General features: G+C 30.1%; 18 protein-coding genes and 4 tRNA genes. 7 read left to right on the top strand and 15 right to left on the bottom strand.

Going from position 1 to position 21,238, the window contains the following annotated elements; genetic code table 11:
- Nucleotides 1-9: 9 nt before the first annotated feature.
- A complete protein-coding gene (locus DS884_RS10155) occupies nt 10-429 on the bottom strand; it encodes a DUF2141 domain-containing protein (RefSeq protein WP_113786654.1) in 420 nt (139 codons plus the stop codon).
- 106 nt (nt 430-535) lie between these two features.
- Nucleotides 536-2,695, bottom strand: coding sequence for a TonB-dependent receptor (locus DS884_RS10150; protein WP_093869214.1), 2,160 nt, complete (start codon nt 2,693-2,695; stop codon nt 536-538).
- 217 nt (nt 2,696-2,912) lie between these two features.
- On the opposite strand from DS884_RS10150, the gene pdxH reads away from it, so the two are divergent.
- From pdxH to DS884_RS18775, 4 genes are all read left to right on the top strand, one after another.
- Nucleotides 2,913-3,560 carry a pyridoxamine 5'-phosphate oxidase gene (pdxH, locus tag DS884_RS10145; protein ID WP_113786653.1) on the top strand — a complete coding sequence of 216 codons (648 nt, stop codon included), beginning with the start codon at nt 2,913-2,915 and terminating at the stop codon, nt 3,558-3,560.
- A gap of 31 nt (nt 3,561-3,591) precedes the next feature.
- Nucleotides 3,592-4,080 carry a SixA phosphatase family protein gene (locus DS884_RS10140; protein ID WP_093868855.1) on the top strand — a complete coding sequence of 163 codons (489 nt, stop codon included), beginning with the start codon at nt 3,592-3,594 and terminating at the stop codon, nt 4,078-4,080.
- 9 nt (nt 4,081-4,089) lie between these two features.
- A complete protein-coding gene (locus tag DS884_RS10135) occupies nt 4,090-4,986 on the top strand; it encodes a Ppx/GppA phosphatase family protein (protein WP_093868856.1) in 897 nt (298 codons plus the stop codon).
- A 122-nt stretch (nt 4,987-5,108) separates the two neighbouring features.
- On the top strand, nt 5,109-7,196 hold the full coding sequence (locus DS884_RS18775) for an OmpA family protein (protein ID WP_113786652.1): 2,088 nt from the start codon (nt 5,109-5,111) through the stop codon (nt 7,194-7,196).
- Nucleotides 7,197-7,264: 68 nt separating this feature from the next.
- Here the strand turns inward: DS884_RS18775 and DS884_RS10125 are convergent, their stop codons facing one another.
- The 3 genes from DS884_RS10125 to DS884_RS10115 form a co-directional block, all read right to left on the bottom strand.
- Nucleotides 7,265-7,552: a YciI family protein gene (locus tag DS884_RS10125; RefSeq protein WP_093868858.1), complete on the bottom strand. Its 288-nt coding sequence runs from the start codon at nt 7,550-7,552 to the stop codon at nt 7,265-7,267.
- Nucleotides 7,553-7,561: 9 nt separating this feature from the next.
- Entirely contained in the window at nt 7,562-7,888 is a 327-nt protein-coding gene (locus DS884_RS10120) for a winged helix-turn-helix transcriptional regulator (protein ID WP_093868859.1), read from the bottom strand.
- A 116-nt stretch (nt 7,889-8,004) separates the two neighbouring features.
- Complete coding sequence (locus DS884_RS10115; protein ID WP_113786651.1) at nt 8,005-9,453, bottom strand: DUF389 domain-containing protein; 1,449 nt, start codon at nt 9,451-9,453, stop codon at nt 8,005-8,007.
- A 200-nt stretch (nt 9,454-9,653) separates the two neighbouring features.
- Here DS884_RS10115 and DS884_RS10110 point away from each other — a divergent pair, with 200 nt between their 5' ends.
- Nucleotides 9,654-10,034, top strand: a complete 381-nt coding sequence (locus DS884_RS10110) for a MerC domain-containing protein (protein WP_113786650.1) — start codon at nt 9,654-9,656, stop codon at nt 10,032-10,034.
- A gap of 91 nt (nt 10,035-10,125) precedes the next feature.
- Here the strand turns inward: DS884_RS10110 and DS884_RS10105 are convergent, their stop codons facing one another.
- Both DS884_RS10105 and DS884_RS10100 read right to left on the bottom strand, forming a co-directional pair.
- Complete coding sequence (locus DS884_RS10105) at nt 10,126-11,241, bottom strand: C1 family peptidase (protein ID WP_113786649.1); 1,116 nt, start codon at nt 11,239-11,241, stop codon at nt 10,126-10,128.
- Between the two features lie 90 nt (nt 11,242-11,331).
- On the bottom strand, nt 11,332-13,737 hold the full coding sequence (locus DS884_RS10100; RefSeq protein WP_113786648.1) for a TonB-dependent receptor: 2,406 nt from the start codon (nt 13,735-13,737) through the stop codon (nt 11,332-11,334).
- Nucleotides 13,738-14,143: 406 nt separating this feature from the next.
- Between DS884_RS10100 and DS884_RS10095 the strand changes: the two genes are divergently transcribed.
- Entirely contained in the window at nt 14,144-16,291 is a 2,148-nt protein-coding gene (locus DS884_RS10095; RefSeq protein ID WP_113786647.1) for a C10 family peptidase, read from the top strand.
- A 121-nt stretch (nt 16,292-16,412) separates the two neighbouring features.
- Here the strand turns inward: DS884_RS10095 and DS884_RS10090 are convergent.
- The 6 genes from DS884_RS10090 to DS884_RS10065 all read right to left on the bottom strand — a co-directional run bounded on the left by DS884_RS10090 (nt 16,413) and on the right by DS884_RS10065 (nt 18,677).
- Nucleotides 16,413-16,495: transfer RNA gene (locus DS884_RS10090), tRNA-Tyr, on the bottom strand.
- A gap of 37 nt (nt 16,496-16,532) precedes the next feature.
- Nucleotides 16,533-16,605, bottom strand: a tRNA-Lys gene (locus DS884_RS10085).
- Between the two features lie 236 nt (nt 16,606-16,841).
- A tRNA-Tyr gene (locus DS884_RS10080) sits at nt 16,842-16,924 on the bottom strand.
- A gap of 40 nt (nt 16,925-16,964) precedes the next feature.
- A tRNA-Lys gene (locus DS884_RS10075) sits at nt 16,965-17,037 on the bottom strand.
- 133 nt (nt 17,038-17,170) lie between these two features.
- The gene (locus DS884_RS10070) at nt 17,171-17,935 is read right to left on the bottom strand and encodes an ABC transporter ATP-binding protein (RefSeq protein WP_093868865.1); all 765 of its coding nucleotides are present in this window, start codon (nt 17,933-17,935) and stop codon (nt 17,171-17,173) included.
- Between the two features lies 1 nt (nt 17,936).
- Nucleotides 17,937-18,677 (bottom strand): MlaE family ABC transporter permease, encoded by a 741-nt coding sequence (locus tag DS884_RS10065; RefSeq protein WP_093868866.1) that lies wholly within the window; start codon nt 18,675-18,677, stop codon nt 17,937-17,939.
- 116 nt (nt 18,678-18,793) lie between these two features.
- On the opposite strand from DS884_RS10065, the gene pafA reads away from it, so the two are divergent.
- A complete protein-coding gene (gene pafA, locus DS884_RS10060) occupies nt 18,794-20,434 on the top strand; it encodes an alkaline phosphatase PafA (protein WP_113786646.1) in 1,641 nt (546 codons plus the stop codon).
- Between the two features lie 40 nt (nt 20,435-20,474).
- Here pafA and DS884_RS10055 read toward each other — a convergent pair whose 3' ends face one another.
- Together DS884_RS10055 and DS884_RS10050 are read right to left on the bottom strand one after the other, a co-directional pair.
- The gene (locus DS884_RS10055; RefSeq protein WP_113786645.1) at nt 20,475-20,630 is read right to left on the bottom strand and encodes a YqaE/Pmp3 family membrane protein; all 156 of its coding nucleotides are present in this window, start codon (nt 20,628-20,630) and stop codon (nt 20,475-20,477) included.
- 106 nt (nt 20,631-20,736) lie between these two features.
- Nucleotides 20,737-21,153 (bottom strand): hypothetical protein, encoded by a 417-nt coding sequence (locus DS884_RS10050; protein ID WP_093868869.1) that lies wholly within the window; start codon nt 21,151-21,153, stop codon nt 20,737-20,739.
- Between the last annotated feature and the right edge of the window lie 85 nt (nt 21,154-21,238).

The raw sequence follows: 21,238 nt of genomic DNA, 5'->3' as shown, positions 1-21,238 counted from the left end.
TCTGTGGTTTTAATTAATTTTAATTTGGATTGTACTATTTTCTTTAATTTCAAATTTTGCATCTTTATATTTAGGTGGTCCCATAAAACCTTTTGCGTTATTTGAAGTTCCTGTTGGTTCTTTTGGAATTCCAAATATTCTGGTATCCATTTTTTTATTATCATTCTCATCATGAAATGATGAAATTGCATAAACTCCTGGTAAAACCCCTTCAAAAACAACTTTCGCTTTTTTGTTATTAATTTCCCCTATTTTTCTTTTGTAAGGTCTTTTTAAAAAATTAGTTTCTTCATTATACAAAGCAACAAACAAACTTCCTTTATTAGATTTCATTCCCGTAAACTCAACTGTTATGGTATATTTCTCTTGTGCTAATGAGGTTAGCATTCCGCTTAAGAAAACTACTATGATTATTACTATTTTTTGCATGATTAATTAGTTTTAGTTCTTAATTTCTATTCAAATATCTATAGTAACTTATTCATATCATTAAAAAACAAACTGAGTTGTTATATTATATGACTGAATTGTAAGATTATAGATTATTTAACTGGTTATCTTTCTTATTGTCACTTATTGTCCAGAAAAAACCGACAAAGAAAAACCTATCTACCGAAGGAATAATAGCCTGCCTATCAAAAACTCCATTTACATTAGGCGTATTTTTATAATTATAGCCAAATATGTTTTGAGTACCTAAAACGTTATTTACAGAAAAGTATACTATTTTTTGCTGGCTAATTAAATATGCCCAATTAAAACTTACTGAATTATAGTTAATTGTTTTATCATTTAAAAAGCCACTTTTATTTGGGTTAGTGTAGTTTCTTCCAGAAGCAAAATTGTAACTCAAGCCTAATTGACTTTTCCAATCTTTTACAAAATGCTTAGCTACAATAGACATGTTATGTGAAGAAGCAAAACCCGGAGTAGCCTTTGTAGGATAGTTTTTATAATCTCTTTCCGTATCTAAATATGAGTACGACACCCAATACTCTGTATTTTTTATGGTTTTCCCATCTCTCCAAAACACATCTATTCCTTTAGCGTATCCACTTCCTTCATTATTAAATTTAGACATTGGTAATGCTATTTGTGTATCATATTTCACTAAATTATCATACTCTTTATAATAACCTTCAATTCTAAATATTTTCTTATCCTTAACATATTGATAATTTGCAATAAGGTGCGAAGCTTCTTGAGCTTTTAAATTATCAGAAAACTTTAAATAATCATTATTAGGATTTTGATAAAATTGTCCATAGGCAAGTGAAACTTGAGCATCCTTACCTGTTTTGTATGCTAATGAAACTCTAGGTGAAACAGTAAATTGATTTAAAAACTCAGAATTCTCAAAACGAACACCAATTTTCGAGGCTAATTTTTTTGAAAAGAAAATATCAGTTTCTGCAAAAACACTAGCTATATCATTTTTAAATTTATACTTATAGTTCCCTGTGTTATTTCCTATATAATTTTCATTAAAGTGTGTAAATAAATATTCAGCTCCGAAATTTAATTTAAATCTATTTGATACTTTTTTTTGTAGTTTTATTTTAGCATGAATAGAGTTTTCTTCATCTTTTACAACATCATCTAGTATTCCTAAATTTGAAAAATCATTAGTAAAACTGAATCCTCCAGAAATTTTCCAATTATTATCTAACCTTTCTTTATAAGAACCATTAAAATATAAATTTCTATTTCTAAGTCCAAAATGAAATCCATCAACATAATTAATATCTTCCTGAATCATATCGAAATCAGTGTAACTAAAAGCTCCATATAACTTCAATATTCCATCTTCATTAGGTTTATAACGATACACCATTTCTCCACTTGCTGCTTGCACTGGTTTATTCCATGTATTTCTGTCTGGAAATAATTTTTGATACGGTGCTAAGTTTATATAAGATGCGTTTATACTTAATGAATTCTTACCCCATATTTGAGTGTTTCCTATACCTCCTCCAACTGTCATAATAGATATATCTGTTTTTTCTTGAGTAGGCTCATCAATAGTACTCATTGTCAAAACACTAGATAAAGCTTGTCCATACTCAGCAGAATATCCACCAGTTGAAAAAGAAAATCCTTTAAACAAAAATGGAGAAAATCTTCCCCTAGTAGGTATATTTCTTGCTGATGGCGCATAAGGTGTAAACACTCGAATACCATCAACAAAAATTTGTGTTTCCCCAGCATCTCCACCTCTAACAAACAAACGTCCATCTTCATCTACTGTTGAAGTACCAGGTAATGTTTGAATAGCACCTACAAAATCACCCAAAGCACTAGCAGTAGTAACTACATCTAATGGCTTTAATGCTGTTACTTTTGCATTATCACCTGCTTCAAAAGTACCTGCATTGATGGATACAGCATCTAATGTATTAACATCATCTTTTAATTTTATATGCAAATTTTTAAATGAAGATACATCTCCTATTTTTGAAAAAGATTCAAAAGAGATAAATGATACTAATAATTTCTTTACGCCTTTTTCTGAAGTTCTAAATTTAAACTCTCCATTTTCATCTGACGAAGTACCATCATAGGTTCCTTCTAAATATATATTCGCTCCTAAAATAGGTTCACCTTTTGTGTCAGTTACTTTACCTGAAATAACTGTTTGTGCATTCATTGATAAATGTACTAACACAAAAACTATAATTATTAAAACTTGTTTCATTTTATATATTGCTATTATTAATTGATTTTCACGGTTCAAAAATGCAATTGATTTATATCCTTTTCTAAAAAGAGCTACTCAACTGTATTTTTTTTATGATGAATTGTAACTCTGCAAAAATAGACTTGACCCTTCATTATTCATTTAACATTTCTTGCTATCAAGTTTACAAATCTTGCTAAAAATTGTACCTTTACTCCAACAATTAAAGCTAACAATGGCACACGATTTAAGTAATCATAGAAAGTCTTACGAAAAACAAGAACTCCTTGAAATAAATTGTCCTGAAAACCCAATTGAACTTTTTAGAAATTGGTTTTTATCAGCTGATAATTCTGAAATGGTTGATGAAGCAAACGCTATGACTATTTCATCTATAGGGCAAGATGGTTTTCCAAAAAGTAGAATTGTTTTGTTAAAAAAATATACTTGGGAAGGCTTTATCTTTTATACTAATTATAATTCTGAAAAAGGGAAAGCTATTATAAATAACAATCATGTTTGCTTGTCTTTTTTTTGGTCAGGTTTAGAACAGCAGATAATAATAAAAGGTACTGCTAATAAGTTAGCTTCTAATTTATCTGATGGCTATTTTGAATCTAGGCCAGATGGTAGTAAATTAGGTGCTTGGGCATCAAACCAAAGTGAAGTAGTTACTTCTAGGAAAGAGTTAGACAATAACTTAACTTCTTATGAAGCAAAATTTAAAAATCAAGAAATTCCAAGGCCAAAACATTGGGGTGGTTTTATTGTTAAACCTATTTCTATTGAATTTTGGCAAGGTCGTCCTAACAGGATGCATGACAGAATTAGATATTCTTTACAAAAAGATTTTTCTTGGAAACTTGAACGTTTAGCTCCATAGTTTTATATTTACATATTGTTTAAAAAATTAAATGAAGACAATTTACATCGTTCGTCACGCTAAATCTTCATGGAAGTATGATAGCGTTAAAGATATTGACAGACCACTAAAAGAACGTGGTATTAATGATGCACATTTGCTATCGAAATATTTAGCCAAAGAAATACAAAAGCCAGATGTTTTTGTTTCAAGTAGTGCTAACAGGGCGTTACACACAGCTGTTATTTTTTGTGAAAACTTTAGTTATCCATTATCTAACTTGCAAATAAAACGTCAGCTTTATAGTTTTAGTGATGGTTATTTAGTAAAAACTGTGAAAGCTTTAGATGATAGTTTTAATAGCGCCATTATATTTAGTCATGATCATGGTATAAATACTTTTGTAAATAAATTCGGAAGTAAACCTATTGCACATGTAGCTACTTGCGGTGTTATAGGAATTGAATTCAATGAAAAGCACTGGAAAAACATAAAAAAAGGGAATACTATATTAGCAGAGTTTCCTAAAAATCATAGATAAAACTTACTGATTTTGAAAATAACAAAATACGGAGCTATTGATATAGGCTCAAATGCCGTAAGACTACTAGTTGCCAATGTAATTGAAGAGAATGATAAAGATCCTCAATTTAAAAAATCATCTTTGGTTCGTGTTCCAATACGTTTAGGAGCTGATGCTTTTGTATCTGGAACCATTTCAACCGAAAATACTAATAGAATAGTAGATGCCATGAAAGCTTTTAAGCTTATTATGAAAGTTCATGGTGTTGAAAAATATAAAGCTTGTGCTACTTCTGCCATGCGAGAAGCAACAAATGGTAAAGATGTTGCTAAAATGGTTTTAAAAGAAACTGATGTTGAAATAGACATCATTGATGGTAAAAAAGAAGCGGCCATAATATCTTCTACTGACTTAAATCAATTAATTGAATCAGACAGTACTTATTTATATGTTGATGTAGGTGGAGGTAGTACTGAATTTACCTTATTCTCAAGAGGTAAAATAGTTAACTCTAAATCTTTTAAAATTGGTACAGTTAGATTAATAAACAATAAAAAATCTGACAATAAAATTATCTTTAAAAAGGTTCAATACTGGATCGAAGAAAACACAAAAAACTACAAAAGAATTACTTTAATAGGTTCTGGAGGTAATATTAATAAAATATTCAAAATGTCTGGAAGAGAGCAAGGAAAACCGATTTCTTATATTTATCTTAATGCTCAATATCAGTTTTTAAAAAAAATGACCTATAAAGAACGAATTTCTGAATTAGGTCTTAATCCAGATAGAGCTGATGTAATTGTTCCTGCTACAAAAATCTACCTTTCTGCAATGAAATGGAGTGGAGCTAGAAAAATATTTGTTCCTAAAATAGGGCTTTCAGACGGGATAATTAAAAGCTTATACTTCAATAAATTGTAAAGTTTTTTAACATTTCTTTAACATTTGATAGAATTTGTTATATTTGTAATTATGTGACCTCTAACCCCTTGGCGTGTCATATTAAATGAAACTAAATAATCATTAACAAATTTTTATTAATTATGAAAAAATTATTGTTATCTGGAGCTTTATTTGCTTTTGGGTTATCTGCTTTTTCGCAAGATTTACCAACCAACGCCGAACCGGGGAAATGCTATGTTCGATGTAAAACTCCAGAAGTATGGAAAAATGAAGATGTTACTATTGAAATAGCACCTGCATATAAAAGAATTATTACGCACCCTGCAGAATACAAAACTATAACTGAAAGAGTTTTAGTTAATGTTGGAAGTCAAAAATTAACAATTGTTCCTGCTAAATACGAAACTAAAAACTTTTCAGTTGTTACGAAAGAAGCTAGTAAACGTATAGAAAAATCTTTATCTAGACCTTCTGTTGCTTCAGAAACCGTAGTTACCAAAGAAGCTTCTAGTCGTTTAGAAGTAATACCTGCTAAATATGAAATGCGTGACGTAGTTGTTACAGTTAAAGAAGCTAGCAAGCGATTAAAAATTATTCCTGCTAAATATGAAATGCGTGATGTAGTTGTTACCGTTGAAGAGGCTAGTCAACGCTTAGTAAAAATACCCGCAAAAACTAATATAGTAGAAGAAACCATTGTTGTAAAAGAAGCATCAAAACGCTTAGAAGTTGTTCCTGCTAAATATGAAATGCGTGACGTTGTTGTTACTGTAAAAGAAGCCGGAAAACGAGTAGAAATCGTTCCTGCTAAATACGAAATGAGAGACGTAGTAGTTACTATAAAAGAAGCTTCTAAACGTTTAGAAGTTATTCCTGCTGTTTACGGATCAGAAATTCTAAAATATCAGAGAAGAGAATACGGATCTAAATTAAGAGTTATTCCTGCTGCCTTTAATCAAGATAGTGAAGTTATAGAGCTAAGAGCAAAATCTGCCAGATGGCAAATGAGTGAAAAAGCTCCAGATTGTGAATCTTCAGACCCTAATGATTGTCGTTACTGGTGTTATAAAGAAGTACCTGCTCAATATCAAACAATAAGCAAAACTGTATTAGAAAAAGATGCATCTACCGTTAAAACACCTACTTGTAACGATAATAATGCAGGACCTAATGGATGTGGAGTAGCAACTTATTCTAAAAGAGTAGTTACCACACCGCCTAGTACTAGAACTATTGATATTCCTGCAGTTACTAAAATAGTAAAGAAAAGAGTAATGGTAACTCCACCTTCTACAAGAACTATTGAAATTCCAGCAGTTACAAAAATCATCAAAAAAAGAGTAATGGTAACTCCACCTTCTACGAGAACAATTGAAATTCCTGAAGTTACTCAAATTATTAAAAGAACTGTTATTACTCCAGAAACAACAAGAGTAATTGAAATACCAGCTAAAACAAAAATTATTAAGAAAAGAGTAATGACTACTCCTCCTAGCACAACAACAATTGAAATTCCTGCGGTTACTAAAATAATTAAAAAGAGAGTAATGACTACTCCTCCAACCACAAGAACAATTAAAATACCTGAAGTTACAACTACTGTAAAAAGAAGTATACCAGCTGTTACTACAACAAATACAATTGAAATACCAGAAGTAACAACTACAATGAGAAAAACTGTAATGACTTCTGCCCCATCTACAAGATTAATTAAAGGTGATGCAATTTATAAAACAATTAAGAAAACTGTTTTAGTTAAAGATGCTTGGGAAGAAGAAGTACAAGTAGCTGCTAAATACAAAACTATCACTAAAGAAGTTTTAGTTTCAAAAGGTGGATTAACATCATGGAAAGAAGTAGAATGTAAATTAGTTGAAAACACTCCTTTACCAATAAACTGGAACTTAGGTAGTGCTACTTTAACTTCAGGAGCTAAACGTATTATTGATGCAAGATTACTACCTATTTTAAAAGATGGTGTTGCTGTAGCTATTGAATCACACACAGATTCTAGAGGTACAAAAAAGAGTAATCAATCATTATCTGAAAGAAGAGCACAAGCAGTAGTTAATTACCTTATAGCTAAAGGAACTAATCCTAGTCAATTAACAGCAAATGGTTATGGCGAAAATAGATTAACCAATAGATGTTCTGATGGTGTTTCTTGTACAGAAAGAGAACATGCTTCAAACCGAAGAACAACATTTAGAGTTATTAACCAAAAATAAACTCTAGCTTACTACGAATACTCTAACAAAGTAATCAAAAATGAAAACCGAGCATTTAGCTCGGTTTTTTACTTTATAAATGAATTTAAATTCTGGCTACTCATTAATGGTGAAAACTCAATTAAATCGTATTCGGCTACTCTTTCTAATATTAATGGATCATTTTCTAAAATCATTACAAGCTCTTCTTTTGAGCACTCATTTGATACTACAACCCCTCCATTACGTGGAGTTTTTGGCCCTCCAATTATAAACTTTTCTTTTTCATACTGCTTAGCCACATAAGCCCTGTGTAATTCAGTATATTTGTTAACCTCTTCTAAAGGTTTTATAAAATTGAAATTAATTATAAACATGTTCTTTTGTTATTTAAATTTTTTTGACCATTGATTTGACCACTCTCTTAGAGGCTCAAACAAAACAAACAACTCTTCCCCAATAGTAGTTAATTTGTAACCTCCTACTATTTTTTCTATAATAAATGTGCTTTGCAATTCTTTCAACCTTGTATTTAAAGTTGTAGGAGAAATATCGGTACATAACTTCTCTAAATCACTAAATGATTTTGACGAATCATTTAAATGCCAAATAATACCCATTGTCCAATTCCTTCCTAATAAATCAAAAAGTGCCATAATTGGTTTTCCTGACTTTGAGCCTCTTACTGATTTTCCTGGTTTCGGTGTTTTCATATTTTTCAAAACTACAAATTCTGTAGCTTACTACAAAATTTGTAGTAATATTTTTTAATTAATAAAAAAGGGAAGAAATGAATATTTCTTCCCTTTCATTATAAAGTTTATTTTTTCTATTTTTTAATTATAAGATTCTTAATTGATAACTCTTTTTGTAACCATCCTTTAAGTTCTTTTTCTTTTTTAGTAACTATTGAATCTGCTAATTTTTTATTCCATGAAATTGATATTTCAGGAATTGTATCTATCTTAATAAAATCTTTTGACACAAGTTTCTTTGAAAAACTCATTCCTGTAATTCCATTATACCTAATCTTAGCTTCTTTTATAATAGAACTAAATGGAACTGTATTTTTATCCCTATTAGTCGCATCTTGCTCTATTCTTTGATTTAAATTAGAAATTGTTGACTTAAGATCGTCTATTTCTTTATGTAATCCTTTTATCACATTATCCTTTTCATCTAAATCAGCAATAGCTCTATCATAAGCATCCACTACTCTATCAACACTTCGAGCTTTGTTTTCATTTATTAAAAGCAAGTATGAATCAATTTTGGGATATGTTTTTAATTCATTTCTTAAAAAAGTTTCCGTTGCATCTGTTATATCACCATTAAAAAATAAACTGATAGTTTTTGCGTCTCTATCTATAGTCTGACGTTGCAACCATAAATCCTTATTATCATCAATTTTTTCTTTTAAAAACTTTTTATAATTTGCATTTATAATACTGTCTTGGTATACATTAATGAATGTAAAAACCGCAGGTACCATTACCAAAACAGCTATAAAAGATGCTAATCGAGCTATTCTTTTTCTTTTTACTGAATTCACATAACGTATCATTGTAAACCCAAGAAGCTTTAAAACAACAAAAGTTGCTAAGGCTATAAAAATAGTATTGATAGTAAAGAGATACATAGCCCCTAAAAAGAAATGGTATTTTCCTGTAGCCAATCCCCAACCAGCTGTACATAAAGGTGGCATTAATGCTGTAGCAATTGCTACACCAAATATTACTGAAGCTATTGTTCCTTTTTTAGTACGTGCAATAATTAATGCTAATCCACCAAAAAATGCTATTAACACATCACGTATATCAGGTTTTACCCTTCCTAACAATTCAGAAGTTTCTTCTTTTAAGGGAAAAATAGCAAAAAACAAAAATGCTGTTAACAAACTTAGAACAATCATAGTTGCTAAGTTTATCATTGATTTTTTAAGAGTATCAATATCATTAATAGCAATTGACATTCCAATTCCTAATATTGGTCCCATTAACGGAGATATTAACATGGCTCCAATTACTACAGCTGTTGAATTTGCATTTAATCCAATTGACGCAACAAATATGGAACATATTAAAATCCAAGCTGTAGCTCCCTTAAAAGGAATATCTCCTTTTATGGCTTCAATAGTAGCTTCTTGATCTGTATCATGACGAAAATCTAATAATTCAACAATAAATTTCTTCGAACTCACCCACAATCCTTTTGCATCATCCTGAACCGCTTGTTTTGATTGCTCAACTGACTCTTCACTATTCAGTTTTTCTTCCATATATTTTTAATTTTTGTTAACTGTCGAAAGATACAAAATTCAATGATATACCATAGCATTCATCGTTACTTGCTTTCTAATTCTCATGTCCTTCACATGACTTCATAAATGTAATAAAAAAACACTAACGCAACTAAGTTGCGTTAGTGTTTTTTTATTACATTTGCCTTTCATTTAATTAACAATCAAATTCAACACCAATGACCATATCAAAGAAAATAGATCTTATCGGATTTTTAATATCATTACTGTGTGCTATTCATTGTGGAATACTTCCAATATTATTAACTTTAGCCCCATTTAGTGGTTTAGCATTTATGGAATCACCGATTGTAGAAGCCCTAATAGTACTAGTTAGCTTATTTATTGCAATACTATCTTTATCACAAGGGTTTACTAAGCTTCATAAGAAAAAAACACCATTAATTACAGCTATTACTGGATTCACAATTATTTTTATTTGTCAAATATGGGCAAATGAACAACTAGAAACAGTATTAATGGTTACTGGTGCATCTACAATTGCTTTAGCTCATTTAATAAATTGGAAGTTATGTGAAATCCACCATAAAAAATCTTAAATCTATACTTATTAATTAGCAACTTAAAAACAAAACGCACCTTAAAAACCATAGATTTTAAGGTGCGTTTACTATTAAAATAAATAAGAATTTATTTTATATTTAATTTATTTTTCAAACTAGATGAAATTCCATCTTTATGTAATAAAACTGAAATTGTTTTCAATTTAAAATAAGAGATTGACATATATACATACCCTTGATTTCCTTGTTTATTTCCCCAAGAGTTTTTAACTTTAAAATAGGTATTTCCTTTTTGATCTTTTACAATACCTACAATATGCATTAAGTGATCGTCTGTAGTATTAAAATTTTCAAACTCAGACTGACGATATGAAGCTGTTATATTTTTTTCCTCAACTATTTCTTTCAATGCCTTTTTGCTCTCTCCACTTATAGCTGGTACAACAGCAACACCCGCTTTAGACGAAAATGTTTTTTCAGAAACATCACAATCTAAAGCAACTGTATAACCATTTTTGATAGCTTCTTCAGTTACAGACACTAATTCATTTAGAGAGACATTATAAAACGCTCCATTTGAAAAGTTATCAGGAATATTTAATATAAATTTATCATATTTTTTAGCATGTTCAAAAGAACTCAAAGTAACATAATTTGCTGGATCTATTTTTACATACTCTGCAAACGTTTTAGGAGTATAATTTTTCCCTTCAAAAGAAAATTCTTCCTTATTTTTCCCTAAGTAAACATTTAAAACTCCTTCAACAGCTTGCTTCCACCTAGGACTTAATTTTCTTGCTGGATTTTTAATATATGCATCTAACATACTTTTAAGCACAGCAATTAACTCTGCATGGTTATGCTTATCTTGTCCTAAATCTAAACCTGTAAATGTTTGTTCAGGCACTAATCCTTTATCTGCAACCGAATTAATAACATCATGAGCTAAACCTCCCTCACTAAATTGAGCCTTACCCTGACGATATAGATAATTAACTGCTTTTGCTGAATAGGTATTACGAACAGTATACATTTCAGATAAATCGATTTGCTTACCTGTTAATCTTATAATTTCTGATTCTAAAAATGAAGTAGTAGAAAAACTCCAACAAGTTCCAGTTCTACCTTGACTTTTTACTTCTGTATTTTCAATATCTTTCACTGTTGTGAATTGATACTTTTGAGCTGTAATAGAGCTAATAGCTAGCAAGCAAAAAGAAGCTCCAATTAATAATTTTTTCATTTTAAAAAATTCTTTTTAGTTGGTTTGTTTGGCAATTTAATGTTTTTCTAAAAAGAACTGTAATAATTAAAACAATAATATATTTAAAAATTAAAAATCTACAATAACACCTATTCTTGGAATAGCTCTTCCTGATGAACTTTCTACTTCTTCTAATAAGTATCTTGAAGAATCACTTGGATCTGTTAATCGCTGACCATTTCCATCTTCCTGAGGTAGTAAAAAAGGTTGTCTGTCTGAAGAACTAGCATATACATTTTGTACATCCATGTATAAATTGATAGAATATCTTTTTAAATACCAAGTCTTATCAACACGAATATCTAACTGTGTATAAGTAGCATAACGCTCTTCATTTAAACGTGAAAAATCTAAAATACCTCCATTACTAACATCATAATTCGCTTTAACAGCAGATTTATTATAATCATAAGGAGTATATGGTCTTCCCCCAACTAACCTAAACTTGGTTCCTACTTCCCAATTCTTAGCCAACTTCTTTCCTGCTGTAATCGTTAATAAATGTTTATTATCCCAAGTTGACGGAATATATCTTCCTAAATTATTTTTAAACTCACTCCTTACAAAAGTATAAGCAGCGATACCATATAGTCCTTTATATGATTTTTTTTGAGCTAAAATTTCAAATCCGTAAGCTCTACCTTTAGAGTTAGAAACTACTTCTTCGTTACCAACTACTCCAAAATCTGCTCCAAGATTGGCTAAACTTATTTGGTCTCTAACCGAGAAAGGGTAATCTGAGTACCTCTTATAAAAACCTTCAAAGGTTAATTTTGAGGTTGTATTTGGCCTAAACTCAATACCAGTTACTGCATGTTGAGATTCAATATATTTTAACCCTCTCTTATTTACTAATTCATTCGCTTGATTCCTAAAACCTAGTACCGTGTAGGATGGTAATTGATTATAAATACCTAAAGAAGAGTTCCATGACCATTTTTCATTAAAGTTATACGTTGCAGCTATTCTTGGTGAAAATTGATTCAGTAAATTTTTCATTTCAGAATTATAATCTATACCATCAAATCTAAAACCAAGAGAAATTCCAAGTTTATTATTAAAAAAAGATTTAGAAAACTGGCCAAAAATTCCATATTTGAAGAAATCAACACTTGATGAGAATTTTTTTTCTGCAACATTTTGTGTGTTTACTATTTTTTGAAATGTATTGTTCGAATAATTCGCTAACTCTAAATTCGCTCCTATATTAAAAGAGTAGTTATCTTTCTTTACCGTATTTTCGAAACGAAACTTATTTTCTATTTCTTTAGAATTATAATCTAATAATAGATTTTCTGGTCTTTCTTGTTCGTCATTCAAAAAATACTTGACTGCTTTATTTTTCCATTCATTTCTACTGAATACAAATTGTTGTGTTGAATTTTCACCAAATCTTTTATAATTAACACCAACCGTATAATTCCATTGACTATTTACTGGAACAGTATTTAAAATAACTTTATTTCTTTTTAACGTTTCAACATCTGTAACACCATCGTTTACCTCTGTGTTTATTTTAAAATCATCAATTGCTCCTAAACCTATTATAGCTAACTCACTATTATCATTTAGCTTAGTTTTTATATTAAATTGAAAGTCATTATAGGTTGGTAAAAACGGAAGTTTAATCAATTTGAATAAAAACTGTAAATATGATTGACGCAATGAAACTATAAACGTTGTATTTTCTCCTAAAGGGCCGTCTAACGTAATTCCTGCATCTGAAGTACCTAAACTTGCTCTTGCATTTAACTCATTTGGATTTCCTGTTTTTTGTGTAAATTCAATAATAGAACTTAACGTATTCCCTCTGTTAGCAGGAAATGCACTTGAATAAAAATCTACCTTCCTTATTAAATCAGTATTCATTATACCAACTGGACCACCAGTTGCTCCTTGAGTTTGAAAGTGATTTATAACGGGAACTTCTATTCCATCAACATAAAATTTGTTTTCAGAAGTTGCTCCACCTCTAATTATTATATCATTTCTAAATCCTGGATTAGAAGCTACACCTGGAAAAGATTGTATTACTCGTAACACATCTCTATTTCCTCCAGGATTTTTTTCAATTTCTGCTACCCCTAATGATTGTAATGATAGTGGACTTTCTAATGTTTTTTTAAATAACTTAGTTTTAACTTCTACCTCAGCCAACTGTGTAGCGTCTTCAATCATTTCAATAACTATGTATGGTATTTTCTCTTTGGTAACTAAATAATCTTCAGAAACTACTGTTTTGTAACCAACAAATGAAACCTGAACTTGTTGATACCCCAACGGTGATTCTTTTATAATAAACTCTCCAGATTCGTTTGTTGTTCCTCCTTTTTGAGTTCCAGCTATTACAACATTTACAAAAGGAATTAACTCCCTCGTTTTAGAATCTATTACTTTACCCTTTATAACACCTAAGTCTTGAGCCTGAATAATAACTAATTGAAAAATTGCAATAAATACTAAAAACTTCTTCATGTGTAAATGTTTAATGTATGCAAATATACATATTGTTTATCTATTTTAAAAAAACATTAAACATTATTAAGTTGTTAACTACATATAAAGCCCATAAAAAATCATTCAACCAATAAAAATGGTACTACAATTTCTCTCCTTATAACCAAGATCTTTGAAAATATTCTTTTTTAAAAAAATTCACCTCGGAACTTGCTTAAACAAAAAATAGTAAAACAGTAATTTACTATCATTTTTTTTAACACATATCCAATAACTAGAATACTATTTTGCAATATTCAATTACCCCTACCCATAAACCCTTACCACACCTACACATAAACCCTATTCTTTAAATGGGAAAAACCCTTATTTCATAACAGTCTTTCATCATCTTATTTTGCCTGACAATTAAAAATAATATATAATGATTAAAAAAATTACATTGTTTACTATGGTGCTACTCTTTTGCTTTAAGAGTGCTTTTGCTGATCCTATTAATAAAAAGACAGCACTACTTGTTGCCAATAAATGGATTAACAAAAACCAACAAAAAAACGCTAAATCAGCACAAGAAAATGTAGCTTCAATTAAGGAAGTGTATTATGAAAATAGCTTAGTGTATTACTTAATAAACTTTAATAGTGGTGGATTTGTTATTGTTTCTGCTGATGATGCTACTAAACCTATTTTAGGCTATTCAGATAAAGGAACATTTGATACATCTTTGAATACACCACAAATGAAAGATTTACTAAATGCATATAAATCTTTTGTTTACGAAAGTGCCAAAGCACAAAAAGTAAATAGAAAAAAAGTTACTAAATCTGCATGGAATAAAATATTAAATCCATCTAAAAATAAAAGCCAAAAAAGAACTACAACCATTGCTCCTTTTATGGATGATATTTTATACACACAATCTAGTGGTTTTGAAAGATTTTGTCCAAGTGACAACGACGGACAAGCCATAGTTGGTTGTGTTGCTACCGCTATGTCTCAAGTAATGAGGTATTGGGAGTTTCCAAGCACAGGAAGAGGGCAAACATCTTATAACCATAGAAAATATGGTAATTTAAGTGTAAACTTTGAAGAGCAAACTTACGATTGGAGTAACATGTCTAAAACTAGAGCAGATAATGAAAACGCTAAGTTATCATATCATGCTGGAGTTGCAGTTAAAATGAATTATGGAACATCTGCTAACGGAGGTTCGGGTGCATATACTTCAAATGCTTTAAGTGCTTTGAAAAGAAACTTCAAGTACAATAGTGGAGCTTCAATGGTATATAGATATCGTTATTCTGACCAAGAATGGAATACTCTGATAAAAGAACAACTTAACGAAAAAAGACCAGTTTTATATTCAGGTAGAAGCAAAAACCTTCAAGATCCTAATGCTGGTGGAGCTGGACATTTATTTGCTTTAGATGGATACGACACAACTGATCAAGGTGATTTTTTTCATATTAACTGGGGATGGGCTGGTAGAAGTAACGGTTATTTTTACTTAACAGAAATGGTTACACATGGAGGCAAATACAACTGGATAGATAATAATGCAGTTATGGTTAATTTATACCCAACAAACCTTGCTCCAGTATTTAAATCTGAACCAATTACATTCATTGATATTGATAAACCATATCAGTATGAAATTACCACCATCGATGAAAATAAGAAAGACATCATTAAAATATCTTTAAAAAATGCTCCTTCTTGGTTGAATCTTACATTAAAAAACAATGTGTATACATTAGAAGGAACTCCTTCAAATGCAAACTCAGGAGAAGCTAAAATTACATTAGAAGCTACAGACGGTACTAATACTACAACACAAATTTTTACAATTACTGTAGGAAAAAACAAAAGCTATTGTGAATCAAAAGGTAACCGAATAAAATACGAATGGATAGATCTTGTTTCTTTTGGAGACTTAACAAATACTACTGGTGCAAATGGTGGGTATGCAGATTTCACTAATCAAGTTGCAACTATTACAGCTGGAAGCACAAATGACCTAACTATTAGTGCTGCTTTTAGCGGAAGCTCATACAAGGAGTATTTTAGTGTTTGGATAGATTATAATCAAAACGGAAGTTTTGAAGACAACGAAAGAGTTGTAAATACATCTACTACAAGTAACACAAATATAGTTACTGGTATTAAAGTACCTGGTGATGTAAAACTTGGATCAACTAGAATGCGAGTTTCTATGAAATATAAATACACTCAAACTCCTTGCGAATCTTTTGATGATGGTGAAGTTGAAGACTATACTGTTAACATAGTTCAAACTTCAGCTCGTAAAAGCAACAAAAATACAGCAAGCAATAGCGTTTTAATAGATTTACAACTGTACCCAAACCCAACTAGTAAAACTTTAAACATTAGAACTGATAAGGTTCTTAAAAACGCACATTATAAAATTATTGATGCTAATGGAAAAACTGTTGATGAAAATTCATTTTCTCCATCAATCAATATTGGAAATTTAAAAACAGGAGTATACTTTATTAAAGTGTTTGATAAAAATATTAAATACTCGAAATCGTTTATAAAATCTAGAGAATAGTATTTCTAGTTTATTGTTATAATTAATTAAATGCTTAGCCCCTTTAGATTTTAAAATCTAAGGGGTTTTTATTATTAAAATAATTAACAAAAAAAACCTCAATCGATATGATTGAGGTTTGTGGGGAGAGCAGGATTCGAACCTGCGAAGTCGTAAGACAACGGAGTTACAGTCCGTCCCATTTGGCCGCTCTGGAATCTCCCCTCATGTAAAAAAAACACTCCTATATAAGAAAGTTTTGTGACCGGGCTGGGGCTCGAACCCAGGACCCTCTCCTTAAAAGGGAGATGCTCTACCAACTGAGCTACCAGGTCATTATTCCGCATTTGCATGTCTGCGATTGCGGGTGCAAATATAGAATGTTTTATTAATTATACAAACTTTTTTTTATCAATTATTTCCAAAAAAAAACAACTAGGAAAATACCTTCTTACGATACTAGATAACATCAAAAATAAAACACTTATAATCAAACATTAAGAAATATTAAAAGCCATTCGATAATTTTTTGACAAACAAAAAAAACCTCAATCATACCGATTGAGGTTTGTGGGGAGAGCAGGATTCGAACCTGCGAAGTCGTAAGACAACGGAGTTACAGTCCGTCCCATTTGGCCGCTCTGGAATCTCCCCTCATAAAAAAAGCTTCTCGTTTATAAACAAGAAGCTTTTGTGACCGGGCTGGGGCTCGAACCCAGGACCCTCTCCTTAAAAGGGAGATGCTCTACCAACTGAGCTACCAGGTCATTTTTGCTTTTCACTTTTCCGTGTTTGCGGATGCAAATATACAACCTTCTATTTGTTCTGCAAGTTTTTTTACTGTTTATTTTTAATAAAAAACAAAACAAATTCACATAAACCTAAAGAAGAAGGAGTTACCTACAAATCATTTAAATAAGCTTTCCTTACTTTTTTGAATAACTCAGACGAATACACGAAGTTTACTACAGCTTCATTATCTGTTTTAAATATTTCTTTACTGGTTCCTTCCCATGCTTTTCTTCCATCTTTAAGAAAAACTATCTTTTCACCAATCTCCATAACCGAATTCATATCATGCGTATTAATAACTGTTGTTATCATATATTCATCTGTAATCTCTTGAATAAGATTATCAATTACAATAGCCGTTTTAGGATCTAAACCTGAATTAGGTTCATCGCAAAACAAATATTTAGGGTTCATAACAATTGCTCTCGCAATAGCAACCCTTTTTTGCATTCCTCCAGATAACTCAGCAGGGAATTTTTTATTTGAGTTTTCTAGATCAACCCTTTTAAGTACGAAATTTACCCTATCTAACATTTCTGAATCAGGTTGCTTTGTAAACATTTTTAAAGGAAACATTATATTTTCTTCTACAGTTTGTGAATCGAACAAAGCACTCCCTTGAAAAACCATTCCTACTTCTTGTCGAAATTGCCTTTTATCTTCAATGGTCATTTCTGTATTTATTCTACCATCATATAAAATACTTCCTTTTTCAGGTGTATGTAAACCTACAAGCGACTTTAAAAACACCGTTTTTCCTGATCCACTTTGTCCAATAATCAAACTTGTTTCTCCAGGATGAAAAGTTGCTGAAATACCTTTTAAAACTTTAACTTCCTTAAATCCTTTATGTAAATCTTTTACTTCTATCATATTAAGTCAATAGCATTTGAGTTAAAAAATAATTAGCTATTACTATAACAACTATAGTCCAAACTACTGATTGTGTACTTGCTTTTCCTACCTCTAGTGAACCTCCTTTAACAAAATACCCCTGATATGAAGGTATTGTAGCTATTAAAAAAGCAAAAATCACTGTTTTTATTAAAGCGTACGTTATTAAAAAAGGGTCAAATTCCATTTGTATTCCCTCAATAAAATCTGCTCCAGAGAATAATCCTGATAAAACTCCTGTTACCCATCCACCGAAAATGCCTAAAAACATTCCTAACACTATAAGAAAAGGGTAAAAAAATACAGTTGCTATAATTTTAGGCAGTACTAAATAGTTAAGGGAATTTATTCCCATTACTTCAAGCGCATCTATTTGCTCTGTCACTCTCATAGTTCCTATACTAGAAGTTATATATGAACCTACTTTTCCAGCTAAAATGATAGAACAAAATGTAGGTGCAAATTCTAAAATCACCGATCTTTTTGCCGCAAAACCAATTAAACTCTTTGGTATAAATGGGTTTTCTAAATTTAATGCTGTTTGTAATGCTATAACTCCTCCTATAAAAAATGAAATAAACGCTATAATCCCAATTGATTTATGCCCAAGTTCTTCTATCTCTCTAAATAAAGCTTCTTTAAATACTCTAGCTCTTTGAGGTCTTTTAAAAACTTGTTTTAGCATTATAAAATACTTTCCTACATGCTCTATATAATTCATTAATTGATATTAATTTTTCTTTTGCTAAAGTATAAAAAACCATTAACTCTATCCCTACTTATATGCTTAAGCTTTCTTTTTTAATTACCTTTGGTTCTTCATAATTATTTTTTAAAATGAAAAAAAATCTTATTCTCTTATTTGCTTTTTTATTGACTATAATGGCCTTTAAACCAGCAACAAAAAAAAATGATAAAAAACCAAAACTTGTAGTTGGTGTTGTTATTGATCAAATGAGGTATGATTACCTTATCCGATTTTCAAAAAAATATGGTAATGATGGTTTTAAACGCTTATTACGTGAAGGGTTTTCACTTGAAAATGCTCATTATAACTACATTCCTACTTATACTGCCGTAGGACATACTTCTATTTACACAGGTACTACTCCTATAAATCATGGTATTATTGGTAACCACTGGTATGATAAATATTTAAAAAAATCTATTTATTGTGTTACTGACAAGAATTATAAAACAGTTGGTAACAATGGTATGGACGGAGAAAAATCTCCATACAGAATGGTCACTTCTACTATTACAGATCAATTACGTTTAGCTCAAAACATGAATGGAAAAACCATTGGTATAGCAATTAAAGATCGTTCAGCTATTTTACCTGCTGGTCATACAGCTAATGCTGCTTATTGGTTTGATGGTGGTAAAAATGGACAATGGATATCTTCTTCTTTTTACATGGATAATTTACCTAAATGGGTAAAACGTTTTAATAATTTAAAAAAAGCTGATGAGTATTTAAGTAAGCCATGGAATACGCTATATGATATTAAAACCTACACTGAAAGTATAGCTGACGATAATAACTTTGAAGCTACTTTTAAAGGTGAAGATAAACCTGTTTTTCCTCATGACATTCCTAACTTAAGAGCTAAGAACAATAATTATAGTATTTTAAAAGCAATTCCTGCGGGAAACTCTTTTACTACAGATTTTGCTAAAGCTGCAATTATTGGAGAAAATTTAGGAAAATCTAATTATACAAATTTCTTAGCAGTTAGTTATTCTTCAACCGATTATGTTGGCCATCAATTTGGCGTTGCTTCAAAAGAAATAGAAGACACTTATTTACGTTTGGATAAAGACTTAGCAAGTTTATTTAAATTTTTAGATACTGAGGTAGGAAAAGGGAATTACACTCTTTTTTTAACTGCTGATCATGCTGCAACAGAAGTTCCTTCTTATTTAAAATCTGTAAAAATTCCTGCAGGCTACATAAAACCTGTTAAATTTTTAAATTTTCTAAAGAAAGTAACTAACAACTATTTTAAGTCTGATGAGTTAATTGAAAATATTTCAAATTTTCAAATTTTCTTAAATAAAGAAAAAATCAATGAACTAAAATTAGATTATGAAAAAGTAGCTCAGACAATAGCAAATGAAGCTATAAATTATAAAGGGATTTATAAAGCTGTAACTGCTAAAACTATGCAGAATACTAATTTTACTAATGGGATTTTAAATTCTTTACAAAATGGGTATAATCAAAAATATTCAGGTGATGTATTATTAGTACCAAACCCTTCAACTATTGTATATCCTAAAAAAGGAACTACTCATGGGTCGGGATATTCATATGATACTCACGTACCTATTATTTTTTACGGAAAAGGGATTAAACAGGGTAGTTCAAAAAGAAAATATGAAATTATAGATATTGCACCTACTCTATCTAATTTATTACAGATAGAATTTCCGAATGGAAATACAGGTAAAGTGATTCATGAAGTTTTAAATTAAAAATAAAAAAGGCGCTAATTAGCGCCTTTTTTATTTTTAATTAATTCGGGTTGTTCAAAATTACCAATGCTCCAATTACGCCAGGAACCCAACCACAAAGGGTTAGTAAAAATACAATAACAACAGAACCACATCCTTTTCCTAGTACTGACAAAGGCGGAAAAAATATTGCCAGTAAGACTCTTAATAAACTCATAGTTAATCTAATTCTTTATTATAAAGACGTCTTTTATTAAATTTTGTTACACAAAAGAGCAATGAATTAAATATTTAATTCATTGCTTTTTATATTTTAATCTAAATTACTGTGCTTTTTTTGTTATGCATAAATCATAACCATACCCATTTCTATTATGTACCCTTATATCTTCAAAAACAATATTTTGTAACTTTTTAATCATTACTCTAATTTGAATCTCTCCTTCTCCAAAAACACTATCTTTTACTTTTAAAAAAGTTTCAAAACCTCTTTTAACATTAAATTTTTCTTGCATAGAAAAGTTTTCATAGGCCATAATTCCTTTAGAAGTATACTCTAATTCTCCATTTACATTTCGGAATTCAATTTTTACATTATTCTCACTTTTACTTTTTACGATAACTTCATATGTAACTTCATACTCATTTTCTTCAGGTAAATCATTGCTTTTACTACATGATAAAAACAATATACAAAAGATTACAAATGTTAACTTATGTAAAAAACTAACTAACTTCATATATTTAATTATTAATTGTATCTGTAACACCTTTTATAGTACTACAATCAATTTTACAGTTAAACATATAACTTTTTATTCACCC

This window comes from Tenacibaculum sp. E3R01, assembly GCF_003318185.1.
GTDB classification, from domain to species: domain Bacteria; phylum Bacteroidota; class Bacteroidia; order Flavobacteriales; family Flavobacteriaceae; genus Polaribacter; species Polaribacter halocynthiae.
Note: the sequence above shows the minus strand (reverse complement) of the source record. Positions and strands in the feature narration are given on the sequence as shown.

Coding starts and splice junctions, on each gene's coding strand:
- DS884_RS10095 (WP_113786647.1), top strand. CDS start 14,144: ATGATTAAAAAAATTACATTGTTTACTATGGTGCTACTCTTTTGCTTT.
- pafA (WP_113786646.1), top strand. CDS start 18,794: ATGAAAAAAAATCTTATTCTCTTATTTGCTTTTTTATTGACTATAATG.
- DS884_RS10120 (WP_093868859.1), bottom strand. CDS start 7,888: ATGAAAACACCGAAACCAGGAAAATCAGTAAGAGGCTCAAAGTCAGGA.
- pdxH (WP_113786653.1), top strand. CDS start 2,913: ATGGCACACGATTTAAGTAATCATAGAAAGTCTTACGAAAAACAAGAA.
- DS884_RS10105 (WP_113786649.1), bottom strand. CDS start 11,241: ATGAAAAAATTATTAATTGGAGCTTCTTTTTGCTTGCTAGCTATTAGC.
- DS884_RS10055 (WP_113786645.1), bottom strand. CDS start 20,630: ATGAGTTTATTAAGAGTCTTACTGGCAATATTTTTTCCGCCTTTGTCA.
- DS884_RS10155 (WP_113786654.1), bottom strand. CDS start 429: ATGCAAAAAATAGTAATAATCATAGTAGTTTTCTTAAGCGGAATGCTA.
- DS884_RS18775 (WP_113786652.1), top strand. CDS start 5,109: ATGAAAAAATTATTGTTATCTGGAGCTTTATTTGCTTTTGGGTTATCT.
- DS884_RS10150 (WP_093869214.1), bottom strand. CDS start 2,695: ATGAAACAAGTTTTAATAATTATAGTTTTTGTGTTAGTACATTTATCA.
- DS884_RS10110 (WP_113786650.1), top strand. CDS start 9,654: ATGACCATATCAAAGAAAATAGATCTTATCGGATTTTTAATATCATTA.
- DS884_RS10125 (WP_093868858.1), bottom strand. CDS start 7,552: ATGTTTATAATTAATTTCAATTTTATAAAACCTTTAGAAGAGGTTAAC.
- DS884_RS10100 (WP_113786648.1), bottom strand. CDS start 13,737: ATGAAGAAGTTTTTAGTATTTATTGCAATTTTTCAATTAGTTATTATT.
- DS884_RS10065 (WP_093868866.1), bottom strand. CDS start 18,677: ATGAATTATATAGAGCATGTAGGAAAGTATTTTATAATGCTAAAACAA.
- DS884_RS10070 (WP_093868865.1), bottom strand. CDS start 17,935: ATGATAGAAGTAAAAGATTTACATAAAGGATTTAAGGAAGTTAAAGTT.
- DS884_RS10140 (WP_093868855.1), top strand. CDS start 3,592: ATGAAGACAATTTACATCGTTCGTCACGCTAAATCTTCATGGAAGTAT.
- DS884_RS10115 (WP_113786651.1), bottom strand. CDS start 9,453: ATGGAAGAAAAACTGAATAGTGAAGAGTCAGTTGAGCAATCAAAACAA.
- DS884_RS10050 (WP_093868869.1), bottom strand. CDS start 21,153: ATGAAGTTAGTTAGTTTTTTACATAAGTTAACATTTGTAATCTTTTGT.